Consider the following 23,719-nt stretch of genomic DNA (forward strand, 5'->3'; position numbering starts at 1 on the left):
CCGCACCACCGCCCCGCTTTGCCGGCGCTGCACGCTGCAGCCTCGTTTTTCTGGCCATTTTTCCCGCCCTCATGGTTAGCATTTCCCTTCCCATTACCCTCGCAATGCTGCTAGCCGCGCCTGCTTGCGGCAGCACCCAAGCCCCAACCAGCACGCCAAGTGCCAACGTGCCCGCACCGGCCACCACCCCTCCCAGCCCGACGCCAGCCGCAGCAAAGGTGGTGGTTGGGGCCGAGCAGCTCGACAACTACTTGCCGCAGCTCAAAAACAAACGCGTGGGCTTGGTCATCAACCAAACCTCGCGGGTGGGCAACGCCTTTTTGGTGGACACGCTACGCGCCCGGGGCGTGAACGTGACGGCCATTTTTGCGCCCGAGCACGGCTTCCGCGGCGAAGCAGCCGACGGCGCCACCATCAAGGATGGGCGCGACGCCCGCAGCGGAGTGGCCGTACGCTCGGTGTATGGCAAGACCAAAAAGCCCACTCCCGAAATGTTAGCCGACGTGGACGTGCTGGTTTTTGACATTCAGGACGTGGGCGCGCGTTTCTATACCTTCATCAGCACCCTGCACTACGTGATGGAAGCCGCGGCCGAGCTCAAGAAGCCCGTGCTGGTGCTCGACCGCCCCAACCCCAACGGCGACTTGGTGGACGGGCCCATCATGGAGCCGCAGCATAAGTCCTTCGTGGGCCTCGACCCGCTGCCCATTGCCCACGGCCTGACCGTGGGGGAGCTGGCCAAGATGATGAACGGCGAGAAGTGGCTGGCCGGCGGCCGCACGTGCGACCTCACGGTAATTCCGCTGGCCACGGGCTACACCCACGCCACGCCCTACCACCTGCTGGTGCGCCCCTCTCCCAACCTGCCCACCGACCATTCGGTGCGGCTGTACCCCAGCATTTGCTTGTTTGAAGGCACCAACGTGAGCGTGGGCCGCGGCACGGCCACGCCGTTTGAAATCATCGGCAGCCCTGCGCAGCCGTCCAGCCGGCCCTTTTCCTTCACGCCCAAGCCCAACGCCGGCTCCCCCACCCCGCCCATGAACGGGCAGCTGTGCTACGGCCTGAACCTGGCCCAAGCGCCCGCCCGCGAAAAGTCGGGCCTCGTGCTCAGTTACCTGATTGACTTTTATAAACAAAGCACCGACAAAGCGCATTTCTTCGGCCAGTATTTCGAGCAGCTGACGGGTACCGCTTCGCTCCGCGAACAAATCATTGCCGGCAAAAGCGAAGCCGACATTCGCGCTTCGTGGGAGCCCGGCTTGGGCAAATTCAAAACCATGCGCGCCAAGTATTTGCTGTACCCTGAGAAATAGCTGTTTTTTAGTTGTTGGTTGCTAGTTGTCAGGCCTTGAACAACAAGCACTCGGCAATGAATGAGTAGCGCGACCGTGCCCAACACCGCGGTGGCAACTAACAACGGACAACTAGCAACTGACAACGAACATGCTGAACATCGTCTTCATGGGTACGCCTGATTTTGCCGTGCCCACCCTGGAAAGCTTGCTGCAGTGGGAAGGCGGCCGCGTGGTGGCCGTGGTCACCGCGCCCGACCGCCCCGCCGGGCGCGGGCGTCAGCTCCAGGCCTCCGCCGTGAAAGTGGCCGCCGAAGCTCATGGGGTGCCCGTGCTCCAGCCCACCAACCTAAAATCTCCTGACTTTCAGGCGGAGCTGCACTCGTTCGGCGCCGACTTGCAAGTAGTGGTGGCCTTCCGCATGCTGCCCGAGGCGGTGTGGAACATGCCCCGGCTGGGCTCCATCAACATCCACGCGTCGTTGCTGCCGCAGTACCGGGGCGCGGCACCCATTAACTGGGCCCTGATGCACGGCGACACCGAAACGGGCGTGACGTCTTTTTTCCTGCGGCACGAGATTGATACCGGCGACCTCATTTTTCAGGACCGGGTACCGATTGTGCCCGAGGACGATTTTGGCAGCCTCTACAACAAGCTGAAAATGGTGGGGGCTGACTTGGCGCGCCGCTCGGTCGTGGCCATTGCGGCGGGCACGGCGCCCAGCATTCCGCAGCCCCAGCACCAGAACCTGCGCTCCGCACCCAAACTTCAGAAAGAAACCGGACGGCTAGACTTTGCCCGCCCGGCCGCTGAGCTGGTGAATTGGGTGCGGGGGCTTTCTCCCGTTCCCACGGCTTTTGCCGCCCTGCCCGATGGCCGTAGCATCAAGATTTTCCGGGCCCTGCCCGTGCCCGCGGAAGTGGCTGAACCCCTGGCAGCCCCGGGCACCTGGGCGTCGGACGGGAAGCATTTCCTGCGTGTGGCGGCGGCCGACGCCTGGCTTGACTTGCTGGATGTGCAGCTGGAAGGCAAAAAGCGACTGCCAGTGAAGGAGCTGCTGCTGGGCTTCAAGCTGCCGGCGCAATCTGTTTAACTCTACCCTGATTCCTTTTTACGATGGTTTGTTTTGTAGTAGCAGTGGCCGAAAACGGCGTAATCGGCCACAACGGCGAATTGCCCTGGGGCAGCCTGCCCGATGACCTCCAGCACTTCAAGCGCCTCACCCTGGGCCACCCGGTGGTGATGGGCCGCCGCACCTACGACAGCCTGGGCCGGGCCCTGCCCAAGCGCCCCAACATTGTGGTGACGCGCCAAGCCAACTGGACCGCGCCCGGCTGTGAAACGGCGGCCTCGGTGCTGTCGGCGCTGGCGCGGGCCCACGAGCTAGACGAGCACGTGTGCGTCATCGGCGGCGGCGAAATCTACCGGGAAGCACTGCCCGCCGCCGACGTGATTTACCTGACCGAAGTGCACCACAGCTTCGAAGGCGACGCGTATTTCCCCGACCTCAGCCCCAGCGACTGGCGCGAGGAAAACCGGGAGCGCCACGAAGTTGACGAGCGGCACGCTTACCCCTTCAGCTTCGTGACGCTACGCCGGCGGTGAAGTGGTGAAGTGGTGAAATGGTGAGGTGGTGAGTCTGATGTTCAGTTTGCGCCATATGTGCAGCTAAAACATCAAACTCACCAGCTCACCATTTCACCCCTCACTAGTTCACCGCATGAGCACCAGCTTGCCCCAGTCGTTCTGGAAGGCTTTGTCGCCGCCGCTTTGGCGATGCTTGAACGGGTTTTGGGCGTCGTCCAATGACACGCGGTAGAGGTAGGTACCATTCGCGAGCCGGTCGCCGTAGGTATCGGTGCCGTCCCAGGCATACTCCGTGATGTTGTTGCCGATGTGCAGGGGACCCAGCTCGCTCATGAAAATTTCGCGCACAACGCGGCCCGTGAGGGTCATAATCTGAATTTTCATGTTGCGCGGCAGTTCCTGCCCTGTCACCGTGAACACAAAGCGCGCCTTGCTAACCACCGGGTTGGGGTACGGGTACACGTTGGTGATGGTGGAGGCCGTCACCACTTCAAACTTCACTTCAAACTCCTGCGTGCCCACTACCGAGTTGCGCGGGTCGCGGCCCTGCACGCGGAGCGTGTACATGCCATCGGTCAGGGGCGTGCTTTTGCCGGGCTCGTAGGTAAGCTTGGCCACGCTGCCATTGGTCACGTCCACGCTGAAGCCCACTTCGTTGCTGTTCAGGTCCACCAGCGTCGGCGTGGCGCTGCCCGGCCGAATCAGCTGCACCGTAAAGGCCGTGCGGTCGGTGATGGGGCGCAGCTTGTCTTCGTCATTCAGTTGGATGTTGATGACGGGCCGCGACGACACCAGCTCGCCGTTCAGGATGTGGCGGCCGTCGAAGGCCACGTCCAACGTGGGCGGCACGTTGTTGTCGATGATGGAGAAAGGCTCCGTTATCAGCTCGTTGTTCGAATACAGCTGCTCGGGTTGAATGCGGGGATTGACAAACACCTCCACCGTGAAGGTGCCGTACTTGCCCACCATGTCCAGCTCTACGTCGATGCTGGCCGTGGCACCCGCGGCCAGCGCCCCGGCAAAAGTTATTTCCTCGGTTTTCTCCACCACGCCCTTGTCATTGCGCAGGTTCACCCGCGCCTTCAGCGGGGCCAGGAAGGCCACCTCGGAGGTGTTCTGGAATTTCACCGGGAACTTGATTTTTCCACCTTCGGCTTGCTTGAGCAGCGTGGCGGGAGCGTAAGTCGCCGCCGGCTCCAGGTCACGGCGAACCACGCCTTCGGGCAGCCCCTGGAACGTGACCAGCCACTGCCGCAGCTGCGGCGGCACGCGCGTCACCGAATCGCCGACGGCGAGTTCGAGGCGCAGGTAAGGATACGTGGTGGCCGACACCGCCGCCAGCGCCTGCGCCGAAGAGGTAACGATGGGCAGCACCACGGTTTCGCGGCCGGCCGCGTCGATGGCCACCACGCTCAACTTGCGGTAGCCGTTGGGGGTGGCGGTGCGAATGGTGGAGTACAGGTTCAGCCACTGCTTGGCCGGGCCAATCAGCGGCGACACTATCCGGCCGGCCACTGCCCGCTGCTCCAACTCACTGCGCAGCTGCACGGTTTGGCTGTTGGCGGGAGCGGTCTGGCTGCGGTCGGGTCCGACTTCGCTGATGAGGCGGCCGGTGCTGGCCGTAAGCTTTTGGCCCACCAGCGCCAGCGGCTCGCCGTCGGCCAGTTGGCCGATGAGCTGCGAGCCGAGCAGCGTGCTCAAGCTATTCTTGAGCGCCGCGGGCAGCAAGGAGTAACGCAACCGATTGGCCGATACCACCGCCACGTAGGAACCCGCCGGAATGGCGGCCAGGAAGGTGGCCAACTGCTGCTGGCGCGTGGCGCTGTAGTTGAGGTTGTCCAACGTGTCGAGCACTTGGCCACTTGGCACCGCGTCGCTGGCCGAGAAATAATAGAAGAAGTTGGGCGCGATGCCGCAGCGCTGGTACGCCGACGTCATGTTTACCGGCAGCAGGCCAGCGGGCTCGTACACGGCTATCAGCAGGTTGGGCGAGAGTACGCCGCACCCGCTGGCCGACGGCGGTGAGCCAGCCGTTTGCAAATAAATGCCTCCCCCCGTCAACGACCCAAAATTGGCTGGGCTCCGGGGAGCGCCGCCGCCGCGGGTACGGAGCACCAGGGGCACTTTGTTGGACAGGAACGTCCACCTACCCGCTGGGGCGCTCACTTCAACGCCGGTGCGGGCGGTGCGCTGCAGCTGCCCGTAGTGGCTTTGCGACCAGCCGCCGGGGCTGGTGGGAATCACCCGGAAAGAAGACGTTACCCAGCTGCCGTCTTCGTTGGCCGCGGGCGTGTGGAAGCGGGCGCGCCAGTACCACACCACGCTGTCGCGCGGGGCCACAGCGGGCAGCGTGGGCCGCCATTCGGCAACCAGGCCCGCCGTAACGAGAGGCGCACGAACGACCACTGCGCTGTTGAAGGTGGGCACGGTGTCCAGCTCAAAATCGTAGCCGCGCTGCGGGCCGTTGCGGTCGTTGCTCTGCACCGTCAGCCGCGGCTGTGTGTTGGTAACGATGGCAAATTCCGTGGGGGCAATCACGCTGAGCCCGCCTTGCAGAAAGGTAAAGTCCAGCGAGGCGGAATTGTTGGATTCGTTGCTCTCCGTCACCTTGTTGCTCGGGTCTAGCACTACCTGAAACGTGCTGGTGCCCGCATCGGCCAAGGTGTTGGGCAATACCAGCGCGTAAGTGGTGTCGCGCACCCAGGCTTGGCGCCGCGTGAAATTTGACACCTGAGGCGTCTTGCCGGGGATGCTACGGGTTACCCGAATTTCAAGCTGGTCGGAGGTAATCTTGCCAGGGTTCGACACGCCTACATTCAACACAAATTCGGTGGAGGCAGCCCGCACGGGTCCCTGGCCCGGAGCAGGCGTCACCGACAGCGTGGCGGAGCTGGCAATAAAGTCCGGGCGCTCGGGCGCGAACATGGACAGCGTGGGGTCGCCTTGCCAGCCGGTGGCCAGCAGCTGTTCAATGCCTACTTCGTCCTGAAAAGCCGGGGTGGTTTGCAGGCGCCGGATGGCTTCGTTGTGCTGGGCCGTAATCGGCTTGCCGTACCACTGCGGGTCGTTGAACATCAGCGTGTAGAGCAAGTCTTCCACGGCCGCCAACGGGGCTGCATAGCTGAAGCCGTACTCGCCCAGAGAACCCAAAGCGCCCTTCTTATCCGCAAAAAGCCAGTCTTCGACGACGGTTGGAAACCTGGTGAACGTATGGTTGGCCGCGCACCCGTTTAAGTAGAAGAAAGGGTACTTGCCGGGGTTGTTGTAGGTAGGGTCGGCAGGCGTACCAAAATTGAGACCAAACGTGTTGTTGGAACCGTGCCCAAAGTAGGTCATCAGCGAGATGCCCGCGTTGAGCTCGGCCGAAATATTCACGCTCACCGGCAGGTCCGACGTTCGGCTGATGGTGGTTACCCGGCCCCCAAACAAGGGGCGTTCTACCCGCTTCTTGTTCCGCTCCATGATGTCGGTGAAGTAAGCCACCTCGTCCGTCTTGCTGCCAATCAGGTGCAGCACGTTTTTGCGCCAGGGCTCCGGCCCCAGCGCTTCGTGCGTGCGCAGCTTGCTCAGGTAGTTCATCACCTGCTGGGGCGTGGTCACGGTGAGGCGGCCCGTGCGGAGCTTGGGCACAAAATCGTCCGCCCGGAAGTTTGCCGTAATCAGGTTATCCGAAACCGCTTTAGAGCTGGTCGGCACCAAATCCAATCCATTCTCGCCCACGACGCGGGCTGTTGTGAAAGTAAAGGTGGTGGTGAAGGAACTGCCCGCAATCAAGGCTTCGGCGGGTACTATGCCTTTGCCCAACAGCAGTAGGTAGCGGTTGGGGTTGGCCGGCGCGCCGGCGTGCAACCACAGGCCGAAGTGCCGCATTGCTAGCCACGACCGTTCGCCGTAATGAAACTGGTCGTAGAGCTGCGCCGTCGTCACCAGCAGCGTGTCGTAGCTGCCGCCCGCCGCCGAAGCGCGGTATTTGGCGTACTCCAGGGCCGCGTTGGGCACCGTCACAGCACCGTCGGTAGCGGGCCCGAACAGTTGCCGGTGCGAAATGATGGCAAAATTGGCCGTCTGGCTGAGGGCCCGGAAGCGCACGCGGCGGGCGGGCAAGGGCACAAAAGGCCGTTGCGCATCGGCCAGTAGCAGCCGGCGCGACTGCGAACTGGTGGCGCTGGGAAACACAAACCGCCGGGCCAACGGGCCCTTAGTTTGGGCCGCTGTAGCGGCCACGCGCTGCACGTTCCAGGGGTCGTGCACGTCGTAGCCCACCACCGATGCCGGGATGCTGTCTACTTCAAAGGTGGCCGGCCCGCCCAGCAGGGAATCGTTGGCGAATGCCACATGACGGCGCGGGCCCAGCCAACGAGTGGCCTGGGGAGCTATCACCTTGAAATAAGCCCGCCGGAAGTAGTCGGCCGAGGTGCTGTTGGTACCCCGCGTGCTGCCTGTCAACCGGACGGTTACTGAGCCGTCGGGGCCAATTTCGGCCCGCTGCAAAGCAAAGCGTCCGCCGGCATGGCCGTAGCCGTCGAAGATTAGGCGGGTGAGCGAACGGTAAGCCCCGGTGCTGGGGTTCAGGGCCAGTACTTCAATGTTGTGCCCTACTTCAGTGCCACCCACTACCCTGATTTCGAGGAGTGGCGCGGGAGCGGGCCCAGTAGGCAGCACCGCCCGGAGTACCGTGTCGAGCTGGGCATCGTGGGTTCCGCCATATAATGATGAAAAGTAGCCCTCGCCCGACTCTACCCACGGCAAGTGAGTTACGTTGTTGCCCGGTGCCTGGCCGTGTACAGCGTCCGCGTACACGTTAGTTTCCAGCTTGAGGCTGCTGGCCAGGCGCCAGGCGTGGGGCGTGCCGCCAGCGGCAACTGGTTCGGCCATGCGTTTGGCCGCGGGGGCCGTCGGCCCGGGGTAGGTCAGGAAGTAGGCGGCGGTATCGGTGTAGTGGCTGTAGAGCTGGTGCGGCTGGGCCGAGGCGGTTTTGTAAATGTCTCCGTCGAGGGCGCCGTCGTTGCGCTGCCCGTAAAACTCGAAGTAGGTATTCGCGTCGAACACCGTGCGGCCGCCGCCCTGGTACACGGCCACTTCGCGCCCGCGGCGCCAAAATTGGAGGCGGCTGGGGTCGATGTTGGTTAAGCCCGCCTGGATGAGGTACTGGTAGTCAAGCCGGTGGATGCCGGTTTGGGTCACCTTCACCTTGTAATACTGCTGGCTGGGCACTATCCACTCGTTGCCGAAGGGCCCCGACTGCGCCCGCGCCTGCTCAAGCCCCCCGCTACCGACGAGCAGCAATACCCAAATTCCCCACAACCAACCCTTTCTCTTACTAGTATCGATGTTGTCCATTCTGTCTGATTATAGCATTCTAAATCGTGCTCTAGTACTGGCTACGTACGGAGGCACAAGCCGTTGAGCTTTGGCACGGGCTATTTAAACCCGTACCCGAGCGACACAATCAATGAGTTGGTTTGCGAAGAGCTGCCCAGCTTTTCCACGGGTAGCCGCGAGAGCGCCAGGTCGATGCGCAGGGCGCTTACAGCCACGCCAGCGCCCAGGCTATACTGGCCTTTCCAGGAGCTCTTGTAGACGCCTGGGGTATCGGTAAATTCCTCGATTTGCTGGTAGTTGCCGGCGCCGCCGCGCAAAAACACCAGGTTCTTGTATCCCAGCTCCACGCCTAGCCGAGGGTCCACGCTGACGGCGCTGGTCGAGACCAGCGTGTTGCGCTCGCCGTCGGTCGTCGTTTCCAAATCGACGGCTACCAGGGCCGAGAATTGCTTGGGCAACTCAAACCGCCGGCCAGCGCCCAGCACGAAGCGCGGCAGCGTGATTTCGGAGCTGTTGGTAGGGATGGCGTCTTTGCCAATGGCCACATCGGCGTTTGCGCCTTTGCGGTATTCATCGGCGTTGATGTTCCACTGCGTGAAGGTGGTGGTGATGTCGCGGGCCATCAGGCCCAGATTCCAGCCCTTGTGGTTGTACTGGATGCCGGCATCGATGCCGAAGCCATAACCGGTGGCAAACTTGCCGATGTTCCGGTAGATGATTTTGCCGTTGGCACCCACGCTCAAACCTTCGATGTTGCCCAATTTGCGGGCGTAGGAAAGCAGCAGCGCGTAGTCGGCCACCGAGAAGTAGGTAATCTGGTCGTAGTTGATTTGCCCGTACTCGTTGACCAGGCTGCGCGTGTCGGCAATGTTGTCGACGCCCAGGCGCATCACGCTCACGCCAATGGCGCTCTGCTCGTCAATGGGCATGGAGAACGCGCCGTAGTCGTTTTTCACCACGCCCGAAAACAGCTCCGAGTGCATCAGCACGCCGTCGTACTTGTTTTTTTGATTGACCAGGCCGGCGGGGTTCCAGTAGCCGGCGGTAGCGTTGTCGGCCAGGCTGACCTGCACATTGCCCATGCCCAGGGCGCGGGCGCCCACTCCCAGGTTGAGAAATTCGTTGCTGTACTTGGGCGTCTTGTCTTTGGGCTCCGAAGCCGTGACCTGCGCGGCAGCCGGCAGGGCCAAAAACGCGGTGGCAGTCACCACAAGAAGCCCACGGGTGGCAGAGGAGAATTGGAACATAGAAGAATAGGTAACGGGTTGCGCGCCGACGGAACGCAAGTTACTTCATTATAGTGCGCCAAGTCCCGCCAATTTCGAGCCAATTGCCAAAATGCGAGCAGCTTTTTGTGCGAGGTGCAAACTCGTCTTTGCCCTAGACCCGCTCTGTCCCTGCTTGGCACCCCGTGCCCTGGCCCCTGCAGCTTGGTTTTCCACGTGTGTTCGTCCATAAAAAGGACAGCAGTTGGAACGTGGGAGGCGAATTTAACGGCGCAGGTTAAAAATTTTCCGCTTGATTTTCAGACATTAACAAATTATTATTCTAAATCCTATGGAATTATTCATCCAGTACCTTGCGTTACAAAGTACCTACCATACATTTGTACTGTTTCTCACCCACTACTGTTTATAACGCCCATGAAACTCGAGAACACCCAGGTTCAGATGCGCAAGGGAATCCTTGAGTTCTGCATTCTGGAAATCATCGCCCGCGGCGAAGCCTACGCCTCCGACATGCTGGAGGAGTTGACTTCGGCCCGCATGATAGTGGTGGAGGGCACCCTCTACCCGCTGCTGACCCGCCTGAAAAATGCCGCGCTGCTGGACTACGTCTGGAAAGAAAGCACCAGCGGCCCGCCCCGGAAATACTACACCCTGACCGACACCGGCCGCCAGTTTCTGGCCGAACTGCGCGACACCTGGGAGGAAATGGCTACTTCGGTCGGCATCATCCGGCACAGTGCCCCGCCAAAGACTGCTGCTTGATTACCCGTCTTTTTCCCGCTCCACTCACCAGAAATTAAACGGCCGTTTTTCAGCCTTTGACCATGAAAAAGAACATCAGCATCAATCTGCAAGGAATTATCTTTCACATCGAGGAAGACGGCTACGAAGTGCTTGGCCGCTATTTGGCCGAAGTGAAAGCGCACTTTGCCAACTACCGCGGCCACGAGGACATCGTGGCCGACATTGAGGGGCGCATCGCCGAGCTGTTTTCGGCCCGCCTCTCCCCCACGCAGCAGGTGATTTCCTTGGACGACGTGGAGCTTATGATGGCCAAAATGGGCCGAGTGAGCGACTTTGCCACCGACGACCTGGACGCCGAGGACGTGGAAGAAACCGCCACCGCCAACGCTTTTGGCGCCCAGGGCGCGTTTGGTTCCAAGGGCTCTTTCGGCACCGAAAGCTCGTTTGGTCGCAAAGGCCCGTTCGGCTCCGAGGGTGCTTTTGGCACCGGCGCAGCTGCCGACGCGGCCACGGCCACCGAGCCCAAACGCTTGTACCGCGACATGGCGCACCGCAAGGTGGCTGGCGTGGCCGCAGGCATTGCCCAGTACTTCGCCATCAACCCGGTGTGGGTGCGCCTGGGCTGGATAGTGCTCATCTTCTTGCTGCCCGGCATCTTTAGCTCGTTCAACTTCGACGACGGCGACTTCCACTTCCAGTTTGGCGGCTGGGCTTCCTTGGCCTACATCATCCTGTGGATAGTGCTGCCCAAGCGCTACGACGCTCCCGCCCCCAACGACACCATGCTCAACCAGGGCCCGCTGGCTGGCCGCAAGCTGTTCCGCGACACGGGCACCGCCAAAGTAGCGGGCGTGGCTGCTGGCCTGGCCGCTTACTTGAACATTGACGTGACCCTGGTGCGGGTGATTTTGCTGGCCGGCTTGTTTGCCGGGGGCTTCACCTTCTTGCTTTACATCATCCTGTGGATTGTCTTGCCCGAGGCCAAAACGGTCTCGGACAAGATGCGCATGCGCGGCGACGCCGTGACCCTGGAAGGCTACGACAGCAGCCTGCGCGCCAATGAGTTTGCCGACGGCCCCACGACCACCAACCGCCCCGTGGGGGCTTTTGTGGAAGACGCCGCCCGCGGCCTGCGCCCTCTCGTAAACTTCGTCGGCTCGGCCATTCGCATTGCGGCCGGGGTGTTGCTTACCATCATCGGTTTTGGCCTGCTGTTGGCCACGGCCATCTACTTGGGCGTTGGCCTGGGCATGGTTCCGAACTCGGAAAACATTGTTTTTGGTGATACCCCTGCCCACGTACTCCTCAATGGCGTGCCCGCTTGGGGAATGTTGGCCGGCTTCTTTGCCATGGCCATTCCAGCCTTTGCCCTGCTGCTGGCCGGCCTCAACCTGTTGTTCCGCCGCACGCTGCTCCCCCGCACGGTGAGTTTGTCGCTGCTCGGCCTGTGGCTGCTAAGCATTGTGGGCGTGACCATGGCCGTGGTGCAGCAAAACCGCGAGTTCCAGTACAGCGAGCAAGTAGAGCAACTCCAGCGCTACCCCGCCCTGACCAAGCCCGTGCTATTTTTGGACAGCCGCGAAGTTAACCGTCAATGGGACCAGCACGTGGATGTTCGCTTGGTAGCCGCCGACAGCGGCAGCGTGGTAGAGGTGCTGCGCATCTTGGGCGCCAAAGGACCTACCCAAGAAGACGCCCGCCGCAATGCTTTGACTTCCATTGACTATTCGATACGCACCAGCGGCGACTCCTCGCTGGTATTCGACGACCATTTCTCCTTCCTGCCCAACGCCAAATACCGCGACCAGGACCTGGCCCTAACCATCCGCCTGCCCCGCGACCGCACCTTCCGCCTGAGCTCCGACTTTGCTTACAACCTGCTGCGCGACGAGAACTTCGTGAACGACCGCCGCCCCAACGACCCCGAGACGCACCGCTACCGCCTGCGCGGCAACCGTCTGGAGTGCATTGGCTGCACCGACGAGCAGTTGGGCATCGACGAGAACGAGGACGAAGCCGACATCAATATTCAGATGGATGGCGAGGACAGCAACGACGAAGGCACCACCGACGAGAGCGGCGACGACGAAGCCGAGAGCCGCGGCCTGACCCTGAACTACGGTGGCGCGCCCTCCTTCGACACCGAGTTCGACAGCTACGGCAGCGCCCGCCGCACGTTCAACGAGACCGGCTTTACGCGGGTGCAAGTGCGCGGCTCCTACCGCGTGGTGGTTCGCCACGGCAACTCCTTCAAGATTGAAGCCGGCGGCGAACAAGCCGTTCTCAACGACGTGCGCGTGGAACGCCGAGGCAGCACACTGGAAATTCACCCCCGCAACCGCTCGTCTTTCTTTGGGGGCAACTCCAACGACAAGGAGGAAAAAATCCTCATCCGCATCGAAATGCCATCAATTGAAGCCCTGGACCTGGCCGGCGCCATCCAAGCCGACCTAGGCGGGTTTGAACGCCAAGACCGCCTCCGGGTGGAGCAGGCCGGCGCCAGCCACCTGCGCCTCAACGGCAACTTCGGCACCCTGAAGATTGAGCAGGCCGGCGCGTGCCGCACCACCGCCAGCGGCAAAGCCGACATCCTCGACCTGGACGCCGCCGGCGCCTGCGAGCTGGCCGGCGCCAATTTGCTCACCCGCTCGGCCGACGTGGACGTGGCCGGGGTGTGCAAAGCCCGCCTCAACGTGACCGAGAGCATCAAAGGTGATGCCGTGGGCCCCAGCGAAATAGCCTACACCGGCAAGCCCCAAAGCGTGGACCTGGACGCCAGCGGCCCGGCCAGCATCAAACGTTTGTAACCTTTTTTCTGCTTACCTAGAGACATAGGCAACTTTTTTCGTATATCTGCATCTATGTTCTCGAAAGAAAGGAGGCAGGCTTAGTTTGGTGAGTGAACGAAGCCTCCTTCCGGAGCCAGTCCCATGGCCGCCCCCTGCTGCAACAGGAAGGCCAGGGCTGGCTCCATTTCGTTTTTAATGGTGCCTTCGAGAATGGCTTCCATCACCGCTTCCTTCAGCTCGCCCACCTGCCGCGAAGGCTTCAGGCCAAACGTCTCCATGATGATTTCACCCGTAATCACGGGGCGGAAGCTGCGGAGGTGGTCCTTTTCCTCTACTTCCTTCAGCTTCTCCTCCACCAGCCCGAAGTTGCGCAGGTAGCGGGCTTTACGTTCGTGGTCCTTGCTGGTGATGTCGGCCCGGCAAAGCAGCATAAGCCGGTCAATGTCCTCCCCCGCCTCAAAGAGCAAGCGGCGGATGGCCGAGTCGGTCACCGTTTCCTTCACCAGCGCAATAGGGCGCAGGTGCAGCCGCACCAGCTTTTGCACCATGCGCATTTCCTCGCCCTGTGGCAGCTTCAGTTCGGCGAAGATGCCAGGCACCCAGCGGGCGCCCTTGTCCTCGTGGCCGTGGAAGGTCCAGCCCACTTTGGGGAAGTAGCGCTTGGTGGCGGGCTTGGCGATGTCGTGCAGCACGGCCGCCCAGCGCAGCCATAGGTCGCCGCCCGCGGCAGCCACGTTATCCAGCACTTGCAGGGTGTGGTAGAAATTGTCCTTGTGGGCATGGGTGCCCACTTTTTCCACGCCGTGCAGCTGGGCCATCTTCGGAAAGATGAGGTGCAGCAGCCCGGTCTGAAACAGCAGCTTGAAGCCGTAGCTGGGCGTGGGCGACTCGATAATCTTGTTCAGCTCGACGGTAATCCGCTCCTGCGACACAATCTTTATCCGGTCCTTATTCCGGATAATGGCATCGAACGTGTCCGGCTCAATGTCGAAGTTCAGCTGGCTCGCGAAGCGCACGGCCCGCATCATGCGCAGCGGGTCATCGGAGAAGGTCACATCGGGTCCCAGCGGCGTGCGGATGGTTTTGCGGGCCAGGTCCTTCATGCCCTCGTACCGGTCCACCAATTCCCCAAAGTTTTCTGGGTTCAGGCTTAGACCGAGGGCGTTGATGGTGAAGTCGCGGCGGGCGAGGTCTTCTTCCAGGGTGCCCGCTTCCACTTCCGGTTTCCGGCTGTCGGCCCGGTAGCTTTCCTTGCGGGCGCCCACAAACTCAATTTCGCCGGCCTCTTTGGTGGGCAGCATGGCCGTGCCAAAGTTCTTGAACACCGTGACCCGGCCGCGGCCCGGCAGCTTGGCGCCCACGGCCTGCGCCAGCGCAATGCCGTCGCCCACCGTCACCACGTCAATGTCTTTGCTGTCGCGGCCCAGGGCCAAGTCCCGGACGTAGCCGCCAATGACATAGGCGGGCTGCTTGAGCTCAGCCGCCGCTTCGGCGATGGTGCGAAAGATGGGCAGTTCGGGCAGTTGAGGCGTCTTCATAGTGGCGCGAACTTTAGCTTCGCTGACTTGCAGTTGTAGTTCGCGGCCCCGAACGACCATTGTGGCAACGTCTCTAACGGCGCGGGGACGCGGACTACAAAGTTCGCGCTACTTTCTTACTCCCGCACCACCTCCAACTTACCGCCCTCGCCCAGGCGCACCACGCGCGAGGGGGCCACGCTGGTGTTGTCGTCCTGCCGCCAGTTCACCACGTGGTCGGCGCCGCGCAGAATGGCCGCATCGACTTCCGAGTAGACGGCCGGCGTGGGCTCGCCCGCTTTATTGGCCGAAGTCGAAACCAAGCCATGTCCCAGCCGCCGCACTACTTTGAAGCAGAATTCATCCTTGACCACCCGGAGGCCCACCGTGCCATCGGGCGCCACCAGGTCCGGCGCCACAGCCCGGCTGGCCGGCAGGATGTACGTCGTAGGCCTTGTGTCCGCGGCAATCATGGCCTCCAGCTCCACTGGCACTTCGGCGGCATAGCGCTTCATCATTGCCAAATCGGCCACGAGCACAATGCTGGGCTTGCCGGCCTCTCGTCCTTTCAGCTTGTAGAGCTGCTTCACGGCCGGCGGCGCTTCGGCGTCGCAGCCCAGGCCCCACACGGTATCGGTGGGGTAAAGAATGACTTGCTGCAGCAGCAGGGCGTCAACGGCGGCTTCTACTTCTTGCTGAAAACGGTTCATATGGCGTAGCGCGGACTTTTAGTCCGCGAGTAAGTAGTGATAAAATCGAATTCCTCGCGGACTAAATGTCCGCGCTACTTGATTGTCTGGCAAAGTTCGACCAATACGCCGGCGGCGCTCTTGGGGTGCACGAAACACACCAGCTTATTGTCGGCGCCGCGCTTGGGCTCTTCGTTTAGCAGCACGAAGCCCTCCCCTTTCAAGCGTACCATTTCGGCCTGGATGTCATCTACTTCAAAAGCCATATGGTGAATGCCCTCGGGCTTTTTGGCTAGGAATTTCGTAATGGCGCTATCCGGCGAAGTACCGGCCAGCAACTCAATCTTGGAGCCGCCCACTTGGAAGAAGACCGTGTCCACGGCTTCGCTGGCCACGTGCTCCTTCTTATAAGGGGCCGCGCCGAGCAGGGTGGTGTAGAGTGCCGTGGCGGCTTCGAGGTCGTTTACGGCCAGGCCGAGGTGTTCGAGGTTGGTGAGCATAAGCTATGATTCGGAAAGCGGCGCGGTGGGCATTGGCACTGAAAACAGGCAGCTCCGCCGAGCATTTTCAGCGAGCTCCCCGTGCCTACGCATTTCCTTATTTAGATTGTATCTACTTTTGTGGGACCAAAGAAAACTGATTGCCCCGGAACCGTGTTCTAGACGGGTATCGGCTTTCCGCTGGTTTACCACTTGTCACTACTGCTGCGCGCAATGCTTAAGCTCCCTATTTACCTCGACAACAACGCCACCACGCCCCTCGACCCGCGGGTGCTGGAGGCCATGATGCCTTACCTGACCGAAGTATTCGGCAACGCGGCCTCGCGCAACCACCCGTTTGGCTGGGCTGCTGAGGAGGCCGTGGATTACTCCCGTGAGCAAATTGCCAAGCTCATCAACTGCGACCCCAAGGAAATTATCTTCACCTCGGGCGCTACCGAGTCGGATAACCTGGGCATCAAGGGCGTGTTTGAAATGTATAGCCAGAAAGGCAACCACGTCATCACCGCCACCACCGAGCACAAAGCCGTGCTCGACACCTGTAAGCACATCGAAAAGCTGGGTGGCCGCGTGACCTACCTGCCCGTGAACGAGCAGGGCCTCATCAGCCTCGAAGAACTCGAAGCCGCCATGACGCCCCAGACCATTCTGGTGACCATCATGTACGGCAACAACGAGACGGGTACCATCCAGCCCATCCGCGAAATTGCTAAAATTGCTCATGCCCACGGCGCCCTGTTCATGACGGACGGCACCCAGGCAGTGGGCAAGATTCCGGTGGACGTCATCGCCGACGGCATCGACATCATGGCCTTCACGGCTCACAAAATGTACGGCCCTAAGGGCGTAGGCGCGCTGTACGTGCGTCGCAAGAACCCCCGGGTGAAAGTAACCGCCCAGATGGACGGCGGCGGCCACGAGCGCGGCATGCGCTCTGGCACCCTCAACGTGCCCGGCATTGTGGGCTTGGGCAAGGCTTGCGAGCTGGCCATGCAAGAAATGGAAGCCGACACGGCTCGCCTCTCGGCCATGCGCGACCGGCTGGAAAAAGAGTTGACCACGCTGGAAGAAAGCTACGTGAACGGCTCGGTGGAGCACCGCTTGCCGCACGTGACCAACATCAGCTTCAAATACGTAGAAGGCGAAGGCCTGATGATGGGCGTAAAGGACTTGGCCGTATCTTCCGGTTCGGCTTGTACTTCGGCCTCGTTGGAGCCCAGCTACGTACTCAAGGCCTTGGGCCTGAGCGACGACCTGGCGCACTCTTCGTTGCGCTTCGGCTTGAGCCGTTTCACCACCGACGAACAAATCGATTACGCCATCAACCACGTAAAAGAAGCCGTGACCAAGCTCCGCGAAATGTCGCCCCTGTGGGAGATGTTCAAGGAGGGCGTCGACCTCAGCAAGATTGAGTGGGCCGAGCATTAATTGGCACCAACCACTGCACCACTTTAGCATCTAATTAAACTCAAGCCATGGCTTACTCCGATAAGGTTATCGACCATTACAGCAACCCCCGCAACGTGGGCACGCTGGACAAAAGCAAAAAGAACGTAGGCACCGGCCTCGTAGGCGCTCCTGAGTGCGGCGACGTAATGCGCCTGCAAATTGAGGTAGATGAAGCCACCAACACCATCACCGATGCCAAATTCAAAACGTTTGGTTGCGGCTCGGCCATCGCGTCGTCGTCGCTGGCTACCGAGTGGCTGAAAGGCAAAACCGTTGACGAGGCTTTGGCCATCGACAACATGGAGATTGTGGAAGAGCTGGCCTTGCCGCCCGTGAAAATCCACTGCTCGGTGCTGGCCGAGGATGCCATCAAGTCGGCCATCTCGGACTACCGCGTGAAGAACGGTCTGCCCGCGTTGGAGCTGGCGCACCACTAATCAGTGAGTGAATCGTGAATGGGTGAATGAGTGAGTTGGCCGCTGGCTGCCTCGCTTGTTCACCCATTTTTTCATTCGTTCATTCACTCATTGATATAATGACCGACGAATTTGAAGCAGCGCGTCTGCAACGCGAGATTCAGCAGTACCTGGGTTTGACGCCCGAGCAGTTGCGATTTGATTTTCGGAGAGTAGAAGGCCAAACCCGGCTGGACCTGGTGACCGTGAACCCGCGGCACCAGCAAAGCTTCCTGTTCCGCTACGAAACCGGCCGCGACGAAGTGGAATGCCTGCAAAAGATGCTGGACTACGTGCGCAGCTACCGCGACACCGAAAGCTCCTACACGCTGCAATGGCGCACCCGCGGCGACCGCGAGCTACAAACCTCCTACTTCCGGGCCCACAACGTATACGAGGCACTGGACAAGCTGTACTTCGGCCGGGACTTGAATACCATCACGGTTTTCAGCGTAGTATTAAATCCTAGCTCTTAACTGATTAGCTAGCTGCCAGCACTGCCGCGAACCAAGTGGCGCACCAGCTTGTTTATAATGTGTCTAAATTGCGGCTCCAATTACTTGCGGCCGTTGTCACAAGGCCTCCCCTACTGCCATGATTACCGTTTCTGATAAAGCCAAAGAGAAAGTGACCCGCTTGATGAGCGACGCGCACCTCGACGAGACGTACCGCTTGCGTGCCTCCGTGGCCGGCGGCGGCTGCTCGGGCCTGAGCTACAAGCTGGACTTCGACAACGAAGTGCGCCCCATGGACCAGGAGTTTGAAGACAAAGGCGTGCGCGTGGTGGTCGATATGAAGAGCTTCCTGTACCTAGCCGGTACCGAACTCGACTTTTCCGACGGCCTCAACGGCAAGGGCTTCCAATTCAACAACCCCAACGCCTCGCGTGAGTGCGGCTGCGGCGAAAGCTTCTCTGTCTGAACCGCGGATTTTCGCCGATTTAACGGATTTCACAGATTCAGCCCCGGTTGTTCTCCTCGTTTAGAAAAGTACAAACACAAAAAAGGCCACCAATTGGTGGCCTTTTTTGTGTTTTAATGGCGGCTTATTGAATCCGCGAAATCCGTTGAATAGGCGAAAATCCGCGGTTGACAATTACTCCTTCACGAACTTCTGCACCACGCGGCCGGTGGGGGTTTGCAGTTCCAGGAGGTAAAGGCCCGAGGGCAGCGTTTCGACGTGCACGGTGGCCGTGCCGGTGCCGGTGGTGCCATGCAGCAGCGGCTGTCCCAAATTGCTCAGCACGCGGTACGGCGTGGGCTCGGCGGCAATGAAGCTGACGGTGGCGCGCGTGGGGTTGGGGTAGAGCTGCACCCGGGTGGCGGCAGTGGTAGTGCCCTCCACGGTGACTACGGGCGAGTGGGCCACGGTGCCGTCTACGTCAACTTGGCGCAGGCGGTAATAGAGCGTGGCCAGGGGCGCCGTCTTGTCGAGGGCAGCGTAGGCCGTGGTTTTGGCGCTGTTGCCTTGCGCGGCGGTTTTGGCCACGGTGGTGAACTCCCGGCCATCGAGGCTGCGCTGTACCTCGAAGTAGGCGCTGTTGCGCTCGCTGGCCGTGGTCCATTTCACGGCCACGGCGGCGCTACCGGCTTGGCGCTGGGCGCTGAAGCTGCTGAGCTCCACGGGCAGGGGATTGACAGCGCTGCCAAATGTGGTGTTGTCGTTGGTGGCACCCAGGGCAAACGTGGCCGAAGCGACATCGTTGGGGAAAAGGCTCGAGGTCAGGGTGCCGGCAACGTACGAACCACCGGGACCTGTGCCCGTGCCGGTGCTGGCCGAACGGCTAAAGTTGGCCCACAACGGAACGGTGCTGTTGCGAACGGCCACCACCAGGCCAGGGTCGGCGGGGTTGTTTACGCCGTCGTTGGTGCCGAAGCTGAGGGTGACCGTGCCAACGGCGTTGGAAACGGCCGTGGAGCTCAGGTCAAAAGAGCGGAAAAAGGACACGCGCTTAATCTCGGCCGAACCCAGCCCAGGACCAGGCAAAACCGCTTGGCCAGGGTTGCCTTCCTGCTGCTCGGCAGTATAAATGCTCGGCGTGGTCTGGCTGTTGATATTTAGGATAAACGGACGGTAGGAAGTGGCTTTGCCCACCGGGAAAACAAAGCTGGTCGGGACGGTGACGCCGTCGATGGCCCGCCGCACGGGCCCGTTCACGAAGCTGGCGTCGTTGCCACCGGTCACGCTGGCGGGCTGGTACAGCGTGAGGCTGTTGGTGGTCGAAGTATTGACCAAGCCGCTGACCAGGATTAGGTTGCTTTCCACGTTAACGGCGCCTTCGGGAGTGAGCACGTCGGCGTTGGAAAGAGAGAGGTCAAAGTAGTTGCCCGTCTTGATTACGGCAGCGGGAGCGGTATAAGTGGGGCGGCCAATGACGGTGCCCCAGCCGGTAGCCACCCGAATGCCGTCGAGGTTCACGAACGGCGAATTATCCGTTTGTCGAATGGCGATGCCATTGGGCGTCAAGAAAGCGGCGTTGTTGGGTTCTTGCAGCGGCCCTGCGCTGGGTGTCGCTGGTTCAGCGCTAGGCAGTGGAGTCGCGCCATCGAACACAAAGAGCGCGACAACATCGCTACCACCCGGAACCAGCACATATTTTACTACGACCAGGTAGGTCTGCCCTTCGGAATACTCAGTGGTGGTGTAAGCAGGTGCAGGCGTTTCGTTTGGATTGGAAGTAACGCTGACCCCAAACACAAACCGGTTGGGAGTTGTGCCTTCTTTAGCAAAGAGCTTGGCTCGGAAGTTTCGTGTGGTTGTACCGGCGGCGTTGGTTCGGTCCAGAAGGTGCAAGAAGTAGTCAGGAAAAGTGCCGCCCGGAGGGATGTTAACCAACGCAGAGTAATACAACGTATTTTGGCCGGCAGGTACCGCGAAGCCACGGTTGACGTCTGAGGTGGTTCCGTCCGAAAGCACCTGGTTGGCGTTGGGCGCCAGCGGCCCAGTTGGGTAAGTAGCTTTGGTCAAGTTGCCAGCCACCATTTCAGGAACTTCGGTTGTCCCCCCGCTGTGCACGGCCCAGCCGTTGGCGTTGAGCGTGGTTCCGGCGGGGTAATTGAAATCGTCTTCGAGCAGCAGCAGGCCCGCCGACGCGACTGGGGACGGGGTGGTGGCCGTGGCATTGGCCGTGACGGCGACCAACGCCGACAGCGTGCTCATGGTGTTGGTGATAGTGGCGGTGGTGGTGCTCACCGTGGCTCCCGCCGTGAAGCGAACCTGTACCGACTGGTTCAGGGTGCCGGTGGATGACGTGCTGGCGGAGGCGGTAGCGGCGTAAGTCCCACCCCCGTTGGTGGACACCTCCACGGCGGCGTTGTTGCTGCTGACGCTCACCGTGGCGTTGGCGGGCAGGTTGCTGCCATTGAGCACGTAGCTGTCCGTTGCCGACTGCGAGACGGCGGCGTTAATGGTCAGCGCATTCGGGGTTGCCGTGAGCGTGGGGGGTACGCCCAAGCCGCTTAGAGCAAACGTGTAGGGATTTTCGTTGCTGTCGTTGTTGGCAATGCTGATGCTGGCGGCCTTCGTCCCGGCGGAAGTAGGCTCAAAACGAACAACGAACGTGGTGGAGCTGCTGGCGCCGGAAGGCGTGAGCGTGGTCAGGGCCGGCTGCTGGGTGATGCTGTATTGGCTGGCATCGGCGCCGGTGAGGGTGATAGTTGGGCTAAGCGTCAGGTCGGCGGTGCCGCTGTTGGTGATGGTGAAGGTAACGTCTCGGGTTGCCCCTACGCCCGTGTTGCCAAAAGTATAGCTGCCGGTGCCGCTGGCGATGGCGGTAGCGCCTTGGGCTACGTCAATTTCGGGGGCGGGAGGTGCAGTGGTTACGGTGCCAAATAGTTGAACGTCATCGACACTGTATGTACCCGAATTAGCATAATAGAACCGAAAGGTAACGGTAGTACCGGCCGCAATATTCGTAAAACCGTTCAGTGTTGCGGACTTATTTCCTCCATTGGTAGTACCAGTGAGTAAAGTAGTAGAAGTGGCAAATCCGTCTCTGCTAGCCCTTACTTCATAAGCTCCAGCATCAGCAGCTGAACGTTGGTCGACGAATGTTAACGAGGTAAGGTCAGCTAAGTAGTTCGCTTTCGGAGAGAATGTAAATTGTATGTACTCGTTAGTATTAATTGTGGAGGGCCATCCGGTTGAGTTGAAACGACCACTACCCGCGTTGGAACTTACGCCTTGGCGTAAAAAGGCTGAGCCATTTACGTTTGCGTCTTGGGTGGATGGAGTGTCACCAGACGTAAAATCATAAGCCAACAGCGGCGTGGCCGGTGCGGCGGTAGTGGTAAAGGTGACGGTCCCGGTAGTCGGAACAAAGTAGTTTTCAAAACCTGCTACTGTGCCCACGTTGTAGGCATAGGCCGAAACAACGTAGGTAGAAGATGGAGTCAGGCCGGTAACATTAACCGAAGTGGCTACGCCAGCTGATACCACAAAATTATTGGAGCCATTAAATGTTTCACTGCCAGCACCATATACTGCACTGGCAGTATATGGAGAGCCATCGGTGGGAACTTCGTTAGGTGCAGCAGATGGCCGCACCACGACAAAATACCTGCTGCCGTTACCTCCACTCACGGTAAGCGTGACTGTGGTGGCACCCAGTGCGCTTGCTACCACGGTGGGTGATGCGGTCGGCTCGGTTACCACGGTGCCACTTACGGTACGGTCGCGGTCGGTGGCGCCACTGCTCCGAATCTGCAGGGTTGGGCCCAGGCTGGCCGTGGGGGTAGTGCCGGTGAGGCGCACATACACATCGGTGGCGGCCACGGTGCCTGCACCACCCAGCGTTATTGGGCCTGATGAGTATGTTGCACCTGGAGTCCCGACTAGCGACAATTCGTACCCAACGGGCGGCGTAACGATAATGCCTGCCGTGAGATTAGTGCCGCTAATGCTCAAGTTTTGGGCAGTAGAGACCGAGCCGGCAAAGGTATTAAAAGCCGTGAGCGTACCCGTGACCGTAATGGTAGGGGCTCCCGCGCTGGTCGTAAAGGACTGTTCAGCGCCATAGCTGGTGCCGGCGGAGTTGGTCGCAAAAGCCACCACGTAATACGTGGTCGCCGCCGACAGGCCAGTAAGGGACGCGTTGAACGTGCCGGTGCCCGTTGGAGTACCTGCCACCACGGTTGTGCCGCTAGTAGCAGGGTTAAAGCCGCTGGTGGTGCTGTATATCACGCCCCGGTTAGAAACTGAGGCTCCACCATCGGCGGTAACGTTGCCACCAGCCGTAGCAGTTGTAGCGGCAAAAACGGTAACTGGTGCAGTGGTTACAGTGGGGGCTACCGCGACAGGGGGTGTGCCGGTAGTACCCTTAAGTACGACATCATCGATTACCCATAACTCATTAGCATCATTATTTGTGAGTGTAATTCTGAATCGCAACTGAGAAGTCGTAGGAATACCCGTTACCGAGACCGTCCCATAGCTGGGCAAAGTTGACCCAGGAGCACTGGTCAATACGGTAACCGGGCTATTCGAGTAAGCCCTTGTCGCTAGGCTTGTGCCAGACGTGAAAGACCATCGGGAATTACTGTTTCCGCGAACCGTTACCTGGTCTATGTAAGTAGCCCCTCCATCCAAGCTTATTCCAAGTGTAGCGACGTCGCCATTGTCAGCTCCATTTCCAGTCGAATTCAGCGAAAAAGAAGCCAACCGAAATTCAACCGAAATTGCAGAATAGGTGCTCGCATCTACATCAGCAGACGATGTAATCGTTGCACCGCCATTTGTTCTCCCATATCCAAGCAAGCCAGATGCAAATTTTGGTGTGTTAGCTGGTGAGTCGCTGCCTCCTGTGTTGCCGGATTGTGCCGTTCCGCCTGTCAGAGTAACGGTAGCAGTGGGGGTTGCTGGGGAAGCCTCGAAATCCTGACTTGCAATCGTCACCTGCCCCCACCCTACCAGTGGTAACAGTAGCAACATGAGCAGCGCCGTGCTGCGACTAAGCAAGGCCGAGAAAGTAGTAGCGGGTACTAGCATAAGAAACGGGTGTTGAGGGGTTTGACTAAATGACACGGAGTGGACGCGCCATGTGTAAAGTTAACGCGACAGGGTAGGACTTACCTAACACAAGAATTACCGAATGATTATATTCTAGTTTGTTAAAGTCTTTTTCTTAGGCAGACAGTCGCATTCAA

15 protein-coding genes are annotated in these 23,719 nt (G+C 60.3%); 9 read left to right on the forward strand and 6 right to left on the reverse strand.

Features of this window, described 5'->3' with window-relative positions:
- The first annotated feature begins 71 nt into the window (after window positions 1-71).
- From VF629_RS20160 to VF629_RS20170, 3 genes are all read left to right on the forward strand, one after another.
- The gene (locus VF629_RS20160) at window positions 72-1,316 is read left to right on the forward strand and encodes a DUF1343 domain-containing protein (protein WP_331060308.1); all 1,245 of its coding nucleotides are present in this window, start codon (window positions 72-74) and stop codon (window positions 1,314-1,316) included.
- Window positions 1,317-1,446: 130 nt separating this feature from the next.
- Window positions 1,447-2,388: a methionyl-tRNA formyltransferase gene (gene fmt, locus VF629_RS20165; RefSeq protein ID WP_331060309.1), complete on the forward strand. Its 942-nt coding sequence runs from the start codon at window positions 1,447-1,449 to the stop codon at window positions 2,386-2,388.
- 23 nt (window positions 2,389-2,411) lie between these two features.
- Window positions 2,412-2,900 (forward strand): dihydrofolate reductase, encoded by a 489-nt coding sequence (locus tag VF629_RS20170; RefSeq protein ID WP_331060310.1) that lies wholly within the window; start codon window positions 2,412-2,414, stop codon window positions 2,898-2,900.
- Between the two features lie 108 nt (window positions 2,901-3,008).
- On the opposite strand, the gene VF629_RS20175 is transcribed toward VF629_RS20170, so the two are convergent.
- Entirely contained in the window at window positions 3,009-8,168 is a 5,160-nt protein-coding gene (locus VF629_RS20175; RefSeq protein ID WP_331060311.1) for a C25 family cysteine peptidase, read from the reverse strand.
- A gap of 134 nt (window positions 8,169-8,302) precedes the next feature.
- The gene (locus VF629_RS20180; RefSeq protein ID WP_331060312.1) at window positions 8,303-9,451 is read right to left on the reverse strand and encodes a PorV/PorQ family protein; all 1,149 of its coding nucleotides are present in this window, start codon (window positions 9,449-9,451) and stop codon (window positions 8,303-8,305) included.
- A 396-nt stretch (window positions 9,452-9,847) separates the two neighbouring features.
- Here VF629_RS20180 and VF629_RS20185 point away from each other — a divergent pair, with 396 nt between their 5' ends.
- Both VF629_RS20185 and VF629_RS20190 read left to right on the forward strand, forming a co-directional pair.
- Window positions 9,848-10,195, forward strand: coding sequence for a PadR family transcriptional regulator (locus tag VF629_RS20185; RefSeq protein ID WP_331060313.1), 348 nt, complete (start codon window positions 9,848-9,850; stop codon window positions 10,193-10,195).
- A 62-nt stretch (window positions 10,196-10,257) separates the two neighbouring features.
- Window positions 10,258-12,984 carry a PspC domain-containing protein gene (locus VF629_RS20190; RefSeq protein ID WP_331060314.1) on the forward strand — a complete coding sequence of 909 codons (2,727 nt, stop codon included), beginning with the start codon at window positions 10,258-10,260 and terminating at the stop codon, window positions 12,982-12,984.
- Between the two features lie 80 nt (window positions 12,985-13,064).
- Here the strand turns inward: VF629_RS20190 and VF629_RS20195 are convergent, their stop codons facing one another.
- From VF629_RS20195 to mce, 3 genes are all read right to left on the reverse strand, one after another.
- Window positions 13,065-14,504, reverse strand: a complete 1,440-nt coding sequence (locus VF629_RS20195; RefSeq protein WP_331060315.1) for a CCA tRNA nucleotidyltransferase — start codon at window positions 14,502-14,504, stop codon at window positions 13,065-13,067.
- A gap of 116 nt (window positions 14,505-14,620) precedes the next feature.
- Window positions 14,621-15,193, reverse strand: a complete 573-nt coding sequence (locus VF629_RS20200; RefSeq protein WP_331060316.1) for an L-threonylcarbamoyladenylate synthase — start codon at window positions 15,191-15,193, stop codon at window positions 14,621-14,623.
- A gap of 74 nt (window positions 15,194-15,267) precedes the next feature.
- Window positions 15,268-15,672, reverse strand: coding sequence for a methylmalonyl-CoA epimerase (gene mce / locus VF629_RS20205; protein ID WP_331060317.1), 405 nt, complete (start codon window positions 15,670-15,672; stop codon window positions 15,268-15,270).
- A gap of 213 nt (window positions 15,673-15,885) precedes the next feature.
- Between mce and VF629_RS20210 the strand changes: the two genes are divergently transcribed.
- From VF629_RS20210 to VF629_RS20225, 4 genes are all read left to right on the forward strand, one after another.
- Window positions 15,886-17,100, forward strand: a complete 1,215-nt coding sequence (locus VF629_RS20210; protein ID WP_331060318.1) for an IscS subfamily cysteine desulfurase — start codon at window positions 15,886-15,888, stop codon at window positions 17,098-17,100.
- A gap of 47 nt (window positions 17,101-17,147) precedes the next feature.
- Window positions 17,148-17,558, forward strand: a complete 411-nt coding sequence (gene iscU / locus VF629_RS20215) for a Fe-S cluster assembly scaffold IscU (protein ID WP_035561862.1) — start codon at window positions 17,148-17,150, stop codon at window positions 17,556-17,558.
- Between the two features lie 98 nt (window positions 17,559-17,656).
- Window positions 17,657-18,052 (forward strand): hypothetical protein, encoded by a 396-nt coding sequence (locus tag VF629_RS20220; RefSeq protein ID WP_331060319.1) that lies wholly within the window; start codon window positions 17,657-17,659, stop codon window positions 18,050-18,052.
- Window positions 18,053-18,170: 118 nt separating this feature from the next.
- Window positions 18,171-18,497 (forward strand): HesB/IscA family protein, encoded by a 327-nt coding sequence (locus VF629_RS20225; RefSeq protein ID WP_196294524.1) that lies wholly within the window; start codon window positions 18,171-18,173, stop codon window positions 18,495-18,497.
- Window positions 18,498-18,671: 174 nt separating this feature from the next.
- Here VF629_RS20225 and VF629_RS20230 read toward each other — a convergent pair whose 3' ends face one another.
- Window positions 18,672-22,757: a choice-of-anchor D domain-containing protein gene (locus VF629_RS20230; RefSeq protein ID WP_331060320.1), complete on the reverse strand. Its 4,086-nt coding sequence runs from the start codon at window positions 22,755-22,757 to the stop codon at window positions 18,672-18,674.
- Window positions 22,758-23,719 lie beyond the last annotated feature (962 nt).

The sequence above is a fragment of the Hymenobacter sp. genome (assembly GCF_036388155.1).
In the GTDB taxonomy this organism is placed as follows: Bacteria; Bacteroidota; Bacteroidia; order Cytophagales; family Hymenobacteraceae; genus Hymenobacter.

Bases quoted from the DNA above. Each gene is read 5' to 3' on its own strand.
- VF629_RS20185 (WP_331060313.1), top strand. From the start codon at position 9,848: ATGAAACTCGAGAACACCCAGGTTCAGATGCGCAAGGGAATCCTTGAG.
- fmt (WP_331060309.1), top strand. From the start codon at position 1,447: ATGCTGAACATCGTCTTCATGGGTACGCCTGATTTTGCCGTGCCCACC.
- VF629_RS20180 (WP_331060312.1), bottom strand. From the start codon at position 9,451: ATGTTCCAATTCTCCTCTGCCACCCGTGGGCTTCTTGTGGTGACTGCC.
- VF629_RS20195 (WP_331060315.1), bottom strand. From the start codon at position 14,504: ATGAAGACGCCTCAACTGCCCGAACTGCCCATCTTTCGCACCATCGCC.
- VF629_RS20225 (WP_196294524.1), top strand. From the start codon at position 18,171: ATGATTACCGTTTCTGATAAAGCCAAAGAGAAAGTGACCCGCTTGATG.
- VF629_RS20200 (WP_331060316.1), bottom strand. From the start codon at position 15,193: ATGAACCGTTTTCAGCAAGAAGTAGAAGCCGCCGTTGACGCCCTGCTG.
- VF629_RS20210 (WP_331060318.1), top strand. From the start codon at position 15,886: ATGCTTAAGCTCCCTATTTACCTCGACAACAACGCCACCACGCCCCTC.
- VF629_RS20160 (WP_331060308.1), top strand. From the start codon at position 72: ATGGTTAGCATTTCCCTTCCCATTACCCTCGCAATGCTGCTAGCCGCG.
- mce (WP_331060317.1), bottom strand. From the start codon at position 15,672: ATGCTCACCAACCTCGAACACCTCGGCCTGGCCGTAAACGACCTCGAA.
- VF629_RS20190 (WP_331060314.1), top strand. From the start codon at position 10,258: ATGAAAAAGAACATCAGCATCAATCTGCAAGGAATTATCTTTCACATC.
- iscU (WP_035561862.1), top strand. From the start codon at position 17,148: ATGGCTTACTCCGATAAGGTTATCGACCATTACAGCAACCCCCGCAAC.
- VF629_RS20170 (WP_331060310.1), top strand. From the start codon at position 2,412: ATGGTTTGTTTTGTAGTAGCAGTGGCCGAAAACGGCGTAATCGGCCAC.
- VF629_RS20220 (WP_331060319.1), top strand. From the start codon at position 17,657: ATGACCGACGAATTTGAAGCAGCGCGTCTGCAACGCGAGATTCAGCAG.